Genomic DNA, 12,351 nt, shown 5'->3' with positions numbered 1-12,351 from the left:
ATACTCTCATTATAACAGGATTGGGGTGTAAAGCAAGTAAAAAGATTGCAGCTTTGAGAAGTTGTTACAATGAAAATTTTTGAGATTTTAGGGAATAAAAAAATCCTATTTGTGAGACAAAAAGGATTGTGGTTAGACATGCAGGGTGTAATCCCAGCTTGTTTTGTATTAGTAAAGGAGTTCGTAAATCTCCATTGCAATCAAGTCAATGCTGTCAAACGTATAAGTTTCGCGAGCTTCTACATCACGAAGGGTAAAGATTGATCCGTTTTCTTCGTCGTGGCTGTATGCAACTTCTGCAACAACAACTCCTTCGCGTTCAAAATTACGTTTTAAATTTCCGCCGTCTTTTGCCATTGCTTCAAGGCGGTTGATGATTCTAACCAAATGTGATTCCATTTTGATTCTCCTTCATTTCTTATCGTTACTATTTTACCATAAAGGAGGCCAACTTGACTAGAAAAAACTAAGATTTCTCGCTAATTCTACCAGCTGAAAGTTTTTTTGAATAAATCGGATAAAAAGTTTGAATTTTAATTCAATACATGTTATAATCATACAGTATTCTATTTTAGAAAGCAGTGTGATTATGAATTTTTCTTTTTTACCTAAGTATTTACCTTATTTTAACTATGGGGCTGTTGTGACGGTTCTCATTTCTATCTGTGTTGTCTTTTTGGGAACTATTTTGGGTGTTGTCTTGGCTTTTGGGCAACGTTCAAAGTTTAAACCGCTTGTTTGGCTCGCCAACTTGTACGTTTGGATTTTCCGTGGGACACCGATGATGGTTCAGATTATGATTGCCTTTGCTCTTATGCACATCAATGCTCCGACTATTCAGGTTGGAATTTTAGGTGTTGACCTTTCTCGTCTGATTCCAGGAATTTTGATTATCTCTATGAACAGTGGTGCTTATGTTTCTGAGACTGTTCGTGCCGGTATCAATGCGGTTCCAAAAGGTCAGCTAGAGGCGGCTTATTCGCTAGGGATTCGTCCTAAAAATGCTATGAGATATGTGATTTTGCCACAAGCAATCAAAAATATTTTGCCAGCATTGGGGAACGAATTTATTACCATTATCAAGGACAGCTCCCTCTTATCAGCTATCGGTGTCATGGAGTTGTGGAACGGGGCTACAACAGTTTCTACAACAACCTATCTACCTTTAACACCACTTTTATTTGCAGCCTTTTATTACTTGATTATGACTTCTATTTTGACAGTAGCCTTGAAAGCTTTTGAAAAACGTATGGGACAAGGAGATAAGAAATAATGACAGAAACCTTGATAAAAATTGAAAATTTACATAAATCATTTGGAAAGAATGAAGTATTGAAGGGCATCAACCTCGAGATTAAAAGAGGAGAAGTTGTCGTTATCATCGGTCCTTCGGGGAGCGGGAAATCTACCTTGCTTCGCTCTATGAATTTGTTGGAAGAAGCAACCAAGGGGAAGGTTATCTTTGAGGGAGTCGATATTACGGACAAGAAGAATGACCTCTTTGCCATGCGTGAGAAGATGGGCATGGTTTTTCAACAATTCAATCTCTTTCCTAATATGACTGTGATGGAAAATATCACCTTGTCACCTATCAAGACCAAAGGTGAAAGCAAGGCAATTGCAGAGAAGAGAGCTCAGGAACTTTTGGAAAAAGTTGGTTTACCAGATAAGGCAACTGCTTATCCACAGAGTTTGTCAGGTGGACAGCAACAACGGATTGCCATTGCGCGTGGTTTGGCTATGGAACCTGATGTCTTACTCTTTGACGAGCCAACTTCAGCCTTGGACCCTGAAATGGTAGGTGAGGTTCTGGCTGTTATGCAAGACCTAGCCAAGTCAGGAATGACCATGGTTATCGTAACACATGAGATGGGATTTGCCCGTGAGGTGGCAGATCGTGTCATCTTTATGGCAGATGGTGTGGTTGTTGAAGACGGAACACCTGAACAGATTTTTGAACAAACCCAAGAACAACGGACTAAAGACTTCTTGAGTAAGGTTTTGTAATCTATTTTAAAATTTCAAGACAAGATTAGTGAAAAGCTCAACCAGAGCTTTTTCTTATAGTTTGAAACTATAAGATAGCCTAGGAAAGAAGTGTTAGAGGGTGCTGGCAGTTTTTGGTATAATGGAAAATATTTGAAAGAAAAGAGAAGTGATATGACACAGATTATTGATGGGAAAACTTTAGCGGCCAAATTGCAGGGGCAGTTGGCTGAAAAGACTGCAAAATTAAAGGAAGAAACAGGTCTAGTGCCTGGTTTGGTAGTGATTTTGGTTGGGGACAATCCAGCCAGCCAAGTCTACGTTCGCAACAAGGAGAGGTCAGCTCTTGCGGCTGGTTTCCGTAGCGAAGTAGTGCGAGTTCCAGAGACCATTACTCAAGAGGAATTGTTAGACTTGATTGCCAAATACAATCAAGATCCAGCTTGGCATGGAATTTTGGTCCAGTTACCATTACCAAAACATATTGACGAAGAGGCAGTTTTATTAGCTATTGATCCTGAAAAGGACGTAGATGGTTTCCATCCCCTAAACATGGGACGTCTCTGGTCTGGTCATCCAGTCATGATTCCTTCTACACCTGCAGGAATTATGGAAATGTTTCATGAATATGGGATTGACTTGGAAGGTAAAAATGCGGTCGTCATCGGTCGTTCCAATATCGTTGGAAAACCTATGGCCCAGCTTCTTTTGGCAAAGAATGCTACAGTGACTTTGACCCACTCACGGACTCATCATCTTGCTAAGGTGGCTGCTAAAGCAGATATTCTGGTTGTTGCAATCGGTCGTGCCAAGTTTGTGACTGCTGACTTTGTGAAACCCGGTGCGGTAGTCATTGACGTTGGGATGAATCGTGATGAAAATGGTAAGCTCTGTGGGGATGTGGATTATGAGGCAGTTGCTCCACTTGCTAGCCATATTACACCAGTTCCTGGAGGTGTAGGTCCTATGACCATTACTATGCTGATGGAGCAAACTTATCAAGCAGCACTCCGGACATTGGATAGAAAATAAGAGAAAAATTTTCTATAGCTATATCTAAAATGGCAGAAATGAATATTAAATTTTAGAAATAAGTTTATAAAAGGAGGTATGTGCCTCCTTTTTGTTGTATAATGGAGTGAGGTGATTAGATGATTTTAAAAATTTATAATGGGGAATATAGTTTACAATGGGATGGAATATACTACTTAGCACTAATTGATTATCCAAATATTCAAGAGTGGGAATTAGAAAAAATTGCTAAATTTATAGCTTACGAAAAACTTCATAAACGTCAAACAAGTATTGAGTGTGCTGATTCTTGTTTAAAAAAAGAAATTTTAGATTACATCTGTCAGCATCCCTTTCTGCCACCATTTACTCCTACAGATAAAAGAGTAGCCTCGACTTATGACCTACATAAGAGGTTAGTGACTTCAGACTACTGTAGTCATACTACGACTATAGATGCAGCGATTTCTATTTTTAAAACTGGTCGTCTTTTATCTGCTGTGAAAGCCTTTGGGCGAGATGCTGAGGAGTTGGTTTTGGATAGTCGAAATGCTGCATCTGATCCGATAGATTATTTTGACTATGTCATGTTAGGGTGGTCAAATACAAGTTCTGGTTATCGATTGGCGATGGAGCGTTTATTAGGTCGAGCTCCTTCAGAGAAAGAATTACAAGACAAGTTTATTCCTGGAGTAAGTTTTCATTTTATCTATACAGATTTGATTAAAGTTCCTGGTTATATTTTTGATGGTTACCATGCTGTAAAAATTAAGGACATGCTTAATTTATTAAGTGAGTTGTATATTTGCATTATTCCAACTCATAATAAGAGCCAATTTGAAAATATTATTCCAACCAAAATACAAGATAGGGTGTATTATCTTGACTATGCTGGAGAAGACTTAGAAGAGTGGACTAAGAAAGTCTATCAAGTTGTTTTAAAACAATCAGATAAAGGATAATTGAGGAAAAACGATGAGAGTGATTGAGCAAGCATTATTAGAAAAAGTCATTATTGAACGTTCTCGTACCAGTCATAAAGGAGACTATGGTCGTTTGCTGTTGCTGGGTGGGACTTATCCTTATGGTGGTGCTATCATCATGGCTGCTTTGGCAGCTGTTAAAAGTGGAGCTGGTTTGGTGACTGTTGGAACAGATAGGGGAAATATCCCAGCTTTGCACAGTCATTTACCTGAGGCTATGGCCTTTTCTCTTCAAGACCAGCAATTATTAAAAGAGCAATTGGAGAAGGCAGAAGTTGTCTTGCTGGGGCCTGGTTTACGAGACGATACTTTTGGAGAAAATCTTGTAAAACAGGTCTTTGCTAGCTTAAAAAAGAATCAGATTTTGATTGTAGACGGAGGGGCCTTAACCATTCTTGCTAGGACAAGTTTGTCGTTTCCATCTAACCAGCTTATCCTAACTCCCCACCAAAAAGAATGGGAAAAGCTGTCTGGTATTGCTATTGAAAAGCAAAACGAAGATACAACATCTAGTGCCCTAACTTCCTTCCCTCAAGGAACAATTTTGGTAGAGAAAGGTTCAGCTACTCGTATTTGGCAAGCTGGACAATCTGATTATTACCAGTTACAGGTTGGCGGTCCCTATCAGGCGACTGGGGGAATGGGAGATACTTTGGCTGGTATGATTGCAGGATTTGTAGGCCAATTCCGACAGGACAGTCTCTACGAACGTGTGGCAGTAGCGACCCATCTTCATTCAGCAATAGCCCAAGAACTATCTCAAGAACATTATGTGGTCTTGCCAACGGAAATTAGTAATTGTCTTCCTAAAGTAATGAATAAAATATCTCAAAAAAGAATGGGATAAAATTCAATTTTAGGAGAAAACGAAGTAAATATTACCACAATAAAACGCATAATATCAAGTTTTTTTAATACCTGATACTATGCGTTTTTGACTTTAAAGACTTTTTGGTCTGTTTCTATTTTGGAGCAATCTTTTGCTCAGTATGTTTTATAATTTCTCGTTGATAAATCGGATAAACTGATTCCACCAAACTTTTAAGAAGAAGGCTTTTTCAACTTTCTTTTCTGCTACCATTTCGAAACTAGGACGTTCTGTGGTAATGTAACCTTGACCAATCAAATCCTTGTCTTCGTAAGTCAAATGGCCAACCACTGTTCCGGCTTCAAGTGGTGCTGGGATTGCTTTAGAATCAGGTGTGAATTGAATAGATTGGGAAGATTGACCCCCAACACGTTCAATTAGATAGATATCCTCTGGGGCCACTGCAGTGACCGTATCTTCTTTTCCATCTTGTACAGGGGCTTTGCTATCTTGATAGGCATCGCCTTTTTGCACGATTTTACGAAGTGTGAATGTAGAAGAAATATAATCCATTAGGGAAGATGTAGCTGTAAAGCGAGCATAGGGATTATTGTCTTGATGATCTGCATTCAAAACAACAGTGATAACCCTCATGCCTTTTTCGACAGTAGTACCAACAAAAGATTCTCCGGCTTTGTCTGTTGTTCCTGTTTTTAGCCCATCAAAACCACCACGGTAAGCAGGCATACCTTCTAACATGTAGTTGGTTGAAGTAATTGTCATTCCAGCAAAAGTAGAAGAAGGTTTTTTGGTGATTTCCAAGACTTGTGGGTATTTTTTGATGAGGTTGCGGGCAACGATAGCGACATCATAAGCACTGAGCTTATTTTCATCATCTTTATTAGACCCTGGGTAAATGTTATCTCCGAGAGTTTCGTTGTTCAGACCAGTTGTATTGACAACCGTGGCATCTTTGATTCCCCATTCCAGGAGTTTGGCCCGCATCATATCAACGAAGTTTTTTTCAGAGCCAGCAATTTTCTCAGCTAGGGCAATAGCGGCGCTGTTGGCACTAGATACCAGAGTTGCTTCAAGTAACTCTTCGACAGTATAATTACGGGCCTCCATAGGAACATTACTGGCTTCAGAATTTGTCGTCAATTGATAAGGATAATCAGAAATATCTACTGGGGTGGATAGTGTGATACTTCCATTTTCGAGTGCTTCATAGACCAGGTAAACGGTAAGTAGTTTTGTTATAGAAGCAATTTCGACAGGTTGCGTTGCATCTTTTTCATATAGAATTTTACCAGTATTGGCCTCAACAGCAATCGCATGTTTAGCAGCAATATTAAAATCTTGGGCAGCAACAGTAGATGCTGACCCAATTACGAATAGACTTAAGAGAGTTAAAATGATTTTTTTCATAGTAAGTTTATTCTAACATAAAGAAAAAAATATTCCCAGTTTCATGATAGAAGAAAGAAGCTTTTTTGAAAGTATGGTAAAATAGATGAATGGAGGTAGCTCATGTTTCGTAAGAATAAATTATTTTTTTGGACCAGTGAGATTTTATTATTAACAATCATTTTTTATTTATGGAGAGAGATGGGTGCTATTATCACGCCTTTTGTAAGCGTCGCAAACACCATCATGATTCCTTTTCTTCTAGGTGGTTTTTTATATTATTTGACCAATCCTATTGTAAATTTTTTACAAAAGTATTTCAAAATTAATCGTATCATTGGTATTCTACTAACCTTGTGTGCTTTGGTTTGGGGGCTTGTCATTGGAGTAGTCTATCTCTTACCGATTTTGGTTAATCAGTTGACCAGCTTGATTGCGACTAGTCAGACTATCTATAGTCGTTTACAAGATTTGATTGTGGATTTATCTACTTATCCAGCCTTTCAAAATTTGGATATTCAAGCGACTATTCAACAGTTAAATTTATCCTATGTAGATATTTTACAAAATATCCTAAATAGCGTTACCAATAGTGTTGGAAGTGTTCTATCAGCTCTCTTTAGTACTGTTTTGATTATTATTATGACCCCTGTGTTTTTGGTTTATTTTTTGTTAGATGGAAACAAATTTTTACCGATGCTTGAGCGTACTGTTTTAAAGCGAGATAAGTTGCATATTGCAGGTCTCTTAAAGAATTTGAATGCGACAATTGCTCGATATATTAGTGGAGTCGCCATTGACGCTATTATTATCGGTTGTTTGGCCTTTATCGGATATAGCGTGATTGGTTTGAAATACGCTTTGGTCTTTGCCATCTTTTCAGGATTGGCCAATCTCATTCCTTATGTGGGACCAAGTATTGGCTTGATTCCGATGATTATTGCCAATGTCTTTACGGATCCTCATAGAATGCTAATTGCAGTTGTTTACATGCTAATCATTCAACAAGTGGATGGAAATATCCTCTACCCTCGAATCGTTGGTGGTGTGATGAAGGTTCATCCCATTACGATTTTAGTATTACTTTTGTTATCAAGCAATATATATGGGGTCATTGGTATGATTGTCGCAGTACCAACCTATTCTATCTTAAAAGAAATTTCTAAGTTCTTATCACGTTTGTATGAAAATCATAAAACAATGAAAGAACGAGAAAGAGAATTAGCTAAGTAAAAGTCAGGAAATTCCTGATTTTTCTTTAGGTAAATTATAGGAATAGAAGTGCCATTTAGATTAGCCTATTAAGAATAATTCACAAAAACTTTGTAAAACACTTGCAATTTAGCTGAAATTTGATAAAATAGTAAGGAAAGTTAGACTGTATTGCCTACTGTCTATCTATAAAATATATTTTATTGGAGGCTTTTACTCAAATGGCAAAAGAAAAATACGATCGTAGTAAACCACACGTTAACATTGGTACTATCGGACACGTTGACCACGGTAAAACTACCCTAACTGCAGCTATCACAACTGTTTTGGCACGTCGCTTGCCTTCAGCTGTTAACCAACCTAAAGACTATGCGTCTATCGATGCTGCTCCAGAAGAACGCGAACGCGGTATCACAATCAACACTGCGCACGTTGAGTACGAAACTGAAAAACGTCACTACGCTCACATCGACGCTCCAGGACACGCGGACTACGTTAAAAACATGATCACTGGTGCCGCTCAAATGGACGGAGCTATCCTTGTAGTAGCTTCAACTGACGGACCAATGCCACAAACTCGTGAGCACATCCTTCTTTCACGTCAGGTTGGTGTTAAACACCTTATCGTCTTCATGAACAAAGTTGACTTGGTTGACGACGAAGAATTGCTCGAATTGGTTGAAATGGAAATCCGTGACCTATTGTCAGAATACGACTTCCCAGGTGACGATCTTCCAGTTATCCAAGGTTCAGCTCTTAAAGCCCTTGAAGGTGACACTAAATACGAAGACATCGTTATGGAATTGATGAACACAGTTGATGAGTACATCCCAGAACCAGAACGTGACACTGACAAACCATTGCTTCTTCCAGTCGAAGACGTATTCTCAATCACTGGTCGTGGTACAGTTGCTTCAGGACGTATCGACCGTGGTATCGTTAAAGTCAACGACGAAATCGAAATCGTTGGTATCAAAGAAGAAACTCAAAAAGCAGTTGTTACTGGTGTTGAAATGTTCCGTAAACAACTTGACGAAGGTCTTGCCGGAGATAACGTAGGTGTCCTTCTTCGTGGTGTTCAACGTGATGAAATCGAACGTGGACAAGTTATCGCTAAACCAGGTTCAATCAACCCACACACTAAATTCAAAGGTGAAGTTTACATCCTTACTAAAGAAGAAGGTGGACGTCACACTCCATTCTTCAACAACTACCGTCCACAATTCTACTTCCGTACTACTGACGTTACAGGTTCAATCGAACTTCCAGCAGGTACTGAAATGGTAATGCCTGGTGATAACGTGACAATCGACGTTGAGTTGATCCACCCAATCGCCGTAGAACAAGGTACTACATTCTCTATCCGTGAGGGTGGACGTACTGTTGGTTCAGGTATGGTTACAGAAATCGAAGCTTAATTCGATTTAGTTCCCAGAAGAACAATTATTTAAGTCAGACACTAAAAGAATCTTGCTTTGCAAGGTTCTTTTTTTTTAAAAGTAAAAAGATAGACCTGGTAAAGTCCAGATCTATCTAATGAGTTATTTCCAAGTTACTAGTTCGCTCCAAACACTAACATTCGATATAGTAGAGGTTTCACCAGCTGGAACCCATTTGTTGGTGCCTAAGTATCTAACTTCTAATTTACGAACATTTACTGTGTAAGATGCTTTTAGCCTGATGTAACCATAAGTGTAGGGTGGTACGTTATGGGAGACTGAGTGATTTAAACTTAGTCCAGCTCCAGACTCTGGAGCAGAAAAGCTAACACCTGCACTTAAAGTTAGGGTAGCTCCAGCTTTTCCACCATAAGCAGTTGAACTTAGAGCTCCTGATGTAGCGCTACTCTCATAAGAGTGAGAGTAGCTAGTTCTATAGTCTGCAACACCAGTTGCATTAGAACGAGTCTGATACGTAGATTTAGACTCTAAATAGGCGTCTCTAAGTTCAGTCGTATAAAATGACAATAACTCTCCTGTGTTGATATCTTTTACAACACGATTAGATATAATTTCATAATTTGTGCCAGGATAGACATCAGCAAAAACCGTAGATGTTGAGACTAAGAATAATAGACTTGATAGTACAGAGAAAAACAATAATTTCAGTTTAATCATAAAAAATTTCCTTTCTTCATAATCAAAAGATTATTTTTTCAATCCTTTGAAAGTCATAATGCAACCCGAAAGGATACTGAGAGTTCCTATAGGTCTCCAATATAGATGCCAAAAGAATAAATTTATTCTTCCTTTCAGTGTCTCATCGGGCCCAGCATAATAGGGGTTGATGTGAAATAATAAAAAACCAAAACATAAAACTATGATTCCGGTTAAGAATAAAATGTCCTTATTTACTTTCCTCATAAAACCTCCTTTTATTTAATTTAAAGCGCTTTCTATTATTAGTATACATCAAAAAAATAAAAAAACAAGTCTATTTATTTATTAATTTATATGCTATAATAGAATAGTTGGAGAGTTTTTTACTACGAATCTTATGTGGTTTTACAAAAAAGAGGCTAGATGAAAACTCAATTTTAGTAGAAAATGAAGTAAAATTTCCCACAATAAAACGCATAATATCAAGGTTGTTCAATACCTGATATTATGCGTTTTTGATTTTAAAGACTTTTTGCCCAGCCTCAATGAGGGATTTATTTTACATAGAGTTCTTGATTTTTCAAGACAATTTCACGTACGCTTGCAAACTTTTTGAGTTTTTTGATTTCTTCTGGATGAGTGACGAGAGTGATAACATAGCCTTCTTTACCCATGCGACCTGTACGGCCAGCACGGTGAGTGTAGGTTTCAATATCTCTAGGAACATCAAAGTTTACGACGCATTCTAGGCTATCGATATCAATTCCACGAGCCAGAAGGTCAGTTGCAAGAAGCAGGGTTAGTTGCTTGTCTTTAAACTTTTCTAAGATGACTTTTCTAAATTTGACATTAACATCACTAGCGAGGGAAACAGCCAAGATATCCCGATACTGTAATTTTTCTTCTGCACTTCCAAGGTCTGACAGGCTGTTAAAGAAGACAAGACCTCGGAAATCCTCTACATGAGCCAGTTTTCGTAGCATATCCACTCGGTGACGTTGATCTACCTGCATGTAGAAGTGTTGGATGTTGTCCAGTTTTTGATCAGAGAGATTAATAGTGCGTGTATTCGACACAATCTTTTCTTGGTCAAACTTGGTCGTCGCACTCATGTAGACGAGTTGGTGGTCACGCGGTGCGTAGTGAGTGATTTTCTCAACAAAATGAATTTGAGAATCATCAAGCAATTGGTCAAATTCATCCAGGATGATGGTTTCTACGTTCATCATCTTGATTTTTTTCAATTTAATCAGTTCAAAGATACGGCCAGGGGTTCCAATCAGAATTTCTGGTCCTTTTTTGAGTCGTTCAATTTGACGTTTCTGACTTGAACCTGATAGGAAGAGTTGGGCTGTCAAACCGATAGTTTCAGCCCACGTTTTACATACATCAAAAATCTGTCCAGCAAGCTCAGTATTTGGTGCTAGAATCAAGAGTTGTTGGGCTTTTTTCTTTTGTAGTCTGAGAAGACTTGGTAGAAGGTAAGCTAGGGTCTTACCAGTTCCTGTTGGGCTCACTCCTAGGAGGTTTTCTCCAGCAAGAAGGGGCTCAAATAGTTGGGTTTGAATGGGAGTGAATTCTTGGAAACTGAGTTGGTCACTCAGTTCTTGCCATTCAGTCGGTAGTTTGTTTTTCATTTTTCTGCCTCAAATCTAATGCCAGCAGTCTGGCGCATGGTATATAGTAGCTCATGAACTGAACTTGCATCCTCCAGCCAAGTTTGGTAGAGATTCAGATCTGGTTTCTGGATCATGTGTGCAAATGCAGCGACTTCCTCAGTCATCGTATGAGGAGCTTGTTGGATAGGGAGCTGGACTTGATTGCCTTGATGGTCGGTAAAAATAGCCGAGCGAACATGCTCAATTGTGTTGAGGGTCAAGGTACCATCTGTCGTATAAATCTCGCAAGGAAGATTGGAAGTGATGTTTTTCCCATCCTTGATATGAACTTGATAGTCAGGGTAGAAGAGGATGCCATCGCCATTTAGGTCAATGTTATTGTCAAGCTGTTGAGCCTGATAGGTCACATCCTTAGCTTTTCCAAAGAGACGAACGGCAGCGTAGAGGGGATAAATCCCCAAATCCATAAGAGCTCCACCAGCAAAACGGTCTGAGAAGACATTTGGTGTCTCCCCAGTCAACAAGTTAGGCATTTTGGAAGAATACTTGGCATAGTTGAAATCTGCTCCCAAAATTTGTTTGTCTGCTAAAAAGTTTTTGATGATAGTGAAAGCTTTTTCATGGTAGTTCCGTGCCGCTTCGAATATAAAACAGTGATTTTTCTCAGCTGTTTGAACCAAATCCAGCCATTCTTGTGGTTGAGTGACAGCTGGCTTTTCAAGAATGACATGTTTACCTGCAGACAAGGCAGCTTTTGCCTGAGCAAAATGCAAGGAGTTTGGGCTAGCAATATAGACCACATCAAAGGAACTCTTGAAGAAGTCCTCTACTTGATCAAAGAGTTGGATATTCTGATAGCGAGAAGCAAAGGTTGCCGCAGTTTCTAGTTTTCTAGAATAGACTGCGACCAGCTTGTATTTTCCACTAGCATGGGCTGCCTCTATGAAGTGGTGGCTGATAGCGCCAGTACCAATGATACCTAATTTAAGCATAGATACTCCTTTTCCGATTTTAAATCCTTCTTTCATTATAACATAGATAGACGAGACTATCCAACAGAGGGTAAAAATTTTAAAATAAGCTACTAGGACTTTCCCATAGAAAGTGGTACAATAATGAGATGAGTAAATGAAATGGGAGGAAAAATGAGGCTATTACCTATAAGAAAAATATCACGTCAGTCTAAGAGACTAGCGCTTTTTTTGACTTTTTGTGCAGGATATGTA

General features: G+C 38.8%; 12 protein-coding genes and 1 pseudogene. 8 read left to right on the top strand and 5 right to left on the bottom strand.

The window, feature by feature from the left end; all coding sequences use genetic code 11:
* Positions 1–168: 168 nt before the first annotated feature.
* Entirely contained in the window at positions 169–399 is a 231-nt protein-coding gene (locus QM424_RS08905; RefSeq protein WP_000443570.1) for a DUF1797 family protein, read from the bottom strand.
* Between the two features lie 190 nt (positions 400–589).
* On the opposite strand from QM424_RS08905, the gene QM424_RS08900 reads away from it, so the two are divergent.
* The 5 genes from QM424_RS08900 to QM424_RS08880 all read left to right on the top strand — a co-directional run bounded on the left by QM424_RS08900 (position 590) and on the right by QM424_RS08880 (position 4,827).
* Positions 590–1,273: an amino acid ABC transporter permease gene (locus QM424_RS08900; protein ID WP_001011642.1), complete on the top strand. Its 684-nt coding sequence runs from the start codon at positions 590–592 to the stop codon at positions 1,271–1,273.
* Entirely contained in the window at positions 1,273–2,007 is a 735-nt protein-coding gene (locus tag QM424_RS08895; protein ID WP_414322081.1) for an amino acid ABC transporter ATP-binding protein, read from the top strand. Before QM424_RS08900 ends, QM424_RS08895 begins: the two co-directional genes overlap by 1 nt.
* Positions 2,008–2,160: 153 nt before the next feature.
* On the top strand, positions 2,161–3,018 hold the full coding sequence (locus QM424_RS08890) for a bifunctional methylenetetrahydrofolate dehydrogenase/methenyltetrahydrofolate cyclohydrolase (RefSeq protein ID WP_261232440.1): 858 nt from the start codon (positions 2,161–2,163) through the stop codon (positions 3,016–3,018).
* A 119-nt stretch (positions 3,019–3,137) separates the two neighbouring features.
* Entirely contained in the window at positions 3,138–3,959 is an 822-nt protein-coding gene (locus QM424_RS08885; RefSeq protein ID WP_000601058.1) for a hypothetical protein, read from the top strand.
* A gap of 13 nt (positions 3,960–3,972) precedes the next feature.
* Positions 3,973–4,827, top strand: a complete 855-nt coding sequence (locus QM424_RS08880; protein WP_414394306.1) for an NAD(P)H-hydrate dehydratase — start codon at positions 3,973–3,975, stop codon at positions 4,825–4,827.
* A 147-nt stretch (positions 4,828–4,974) separates the two neighbouring features.
* Here the strand turns inward: QM424_RS08880 and pbp3 are convergent, their stop codons facing one another.
* Entirely contained in the window at positions 4,975–6,216 is a 1,242-nt protein-coding gene (pbp3, locus tag QM424_RS08875; RefSeq protein WP_414394304.1) for a D-alanyl-D-alanine carboxypeptidase PBP3, read from the bottom strand.
* Between the two features lie 102 nt (positions 6,217–6,318).
* On the opposite strand from pbp3, the gene QM424_RS08870 reads away from it, so the two are divergent.
* The gene (locus QM424_RS08870; protein WP_000488881.1) at positions 6,319–7,428 is read left to right on the top strand and encodes an AI-2E family transporter; all 1,110 of its coding nucleotides are present in this window, start codon (positions 6,319–6,321) and stop codon (positions 7,426–7,428) included.
* Between the two features lie 200 nt (positions 7,429–7,628).
* Positions 7,629–8,825 carry an elongation factor Tu gene (gene tuf / locus QM424_RS08865; RefSeq protein ID WP_001040721.1) on the top strand — a complete coding sequence of 399 codons (1,197 nt, stop codon included), beginning with the start codon at positions 7,629–7,631 and terminating at the stop codon, positions 8,823–8,825.
* Positions 8,826–8,948: 123 nt separating this feature from the next.
* Here the strand turns inward: tuf and QM424_RS08860 are convergent, their stop codons facing one another.
* The 3 genes from QM424_RS08860 to QM424_RS08850 form a co-directional block, all read right to left on the bottom strand.
* Entirely contained in the window at positions 8,949–9,524 is a 576-nt protein-coding gene (locus QM424_RS08860) for a hypothetical protein (RefSeq protein ID WP_414394301.1), read from the bottom strand.
* Positions 9,525–10,060: 536 nt separating this feature from the next.
* Positions 10,061–11,143, bottom strand: coding sequence for a DEAD/DEAH box helicase (locus QM424_RS08855; RefSeq protein WP_414394299.1), 1,083 nt, complete (start codon positions 11,141–11,143; stop codon positions 10,061–10,063).
* On the bottom strand, positions 11,140–12,117 hold the full coding sequence (locus tag QM424_RS08850; RefSeq protein ID WP_414394297.1) for a Gfo/Idh/MocA family protein: 978 nt from the start codon (positions 12,115–12,117) through the stop codon (positions 11,140–11,142). The genes QM424_RS08855 and QM424_RS08850 overlap by 4 nt, the downstream gene beginning before the upstream one ends.
* 141 nt (positions 12,118–12,258) lie before the next feature.
* Between QM424_RS08850 and QM424_RS09875 the strand changes: the two are divergent.
* Positions 12,259–12,351 (top strand): annotated as a pseudogene (locus QM424_RS09875) (YoaK family protein); the annotation flags it as partial.

This window comes from Streptococcus mitis, assembly GCF_047464945.1.
Classification (GTDB): Bacteria; Bacillota; Bacilli; order Lactobacillales; family Streptococcaceae; genus Streptococcus; species Streptococcus mitis_EA.
Note: the sequence above shows the minus strand (reverse complement) of the source record. Positions and strands in the feature narration are given on the sequence as shown.

What these genes read in the sequence shown, in the direction of transcription:
- QM424_RS08860 (WP_414394301.1), bottom strand. Translation starts at nt 9,524, where the DNA reads ATGATTAAACTGAAATTATTGTTTTTCTCTGTACTATCAAGTCTATTA.
- QM424_RS08905 (WP_000443570.1), bottom strand. Translation starts at nt 399, where the DNA reads ATGGAATCACATTTGGTTAGAATCATCAACCGCCTTGAAGCAATGGCA.
- QM424_RS08850 (WP_414394297.1), bottom strand. Translation starts at nt 12,117, where the DNA reads ATGCTTAAATTAGGTATCATTGGTACTGGCGCTATCAGCCACCACTTC.
- QM424_RS08855 (WP_414394299.1), bottom strand. Translation starts at nt 11,143, where the DNA reads ATGAAAAACAAACTACCGACTGAATGGCAAGAACTGAGTGACCAACTC.
- QM424_RS08900 (WP_001011642.1), top strand. Translation starts at nt 590, where the DNA reads ATGAATTTTTCTTTTTTACCTAAGTATTTACCTTATTTTAACTATGGG.
- QM424_RS08870 (WP_000488881.1), top strand. Translation starts at nt 6,319, where the DNA reads ATGTTTCGTAAGAATAAATTATTTTTTTGGACCAGTGAGATTTTATTA.
- pbp3 (WP_414394304.1), bottom strand. Translation starts at nt 6,216, where the DNA reads ATGAAAAAAATCATTTTAACTCTCTTAAGTCTATTCGTAATTGGGTCA.
- tuf (WP_001040721.1), top strand. Translation starts at nt 7,629, where the DNA reads ATGGCAAAAGAAAAATACGATCGTAGTAAACCACACGTTAACATTGGT.
- QM424_RS08880 (WP_414394306.1), top strand. Translation starts at nt 3,973, where the DNA reads ATGAGAGTGATTGAGCAAGCATTATTAGAAAAAGTCATTATTGAACGT.
- QM424_RS08885 (WP_000601058.1), top strand. Translation starts at nt 3,138, where the DNA reads ATGATTTTAAAAATTTATAATGGGGAATATAGTTTACAATGGGATGGA.
- QM424_RS08890 (WP_261232440.1), top strand. Translation starts at nt 2,161, where the DNA reads ATGACACAGATTATTGATGGGAAAACTTTAGCGGCCAAATTGCAGGGG.
- QM424_RS08895 (WP_414322081.1), top strand. Translation starts at nt 1,273, where the DNA reads ATGACAGAAACCTTGATAAAAATTGAAAATTTACATAAATCATTTGGA.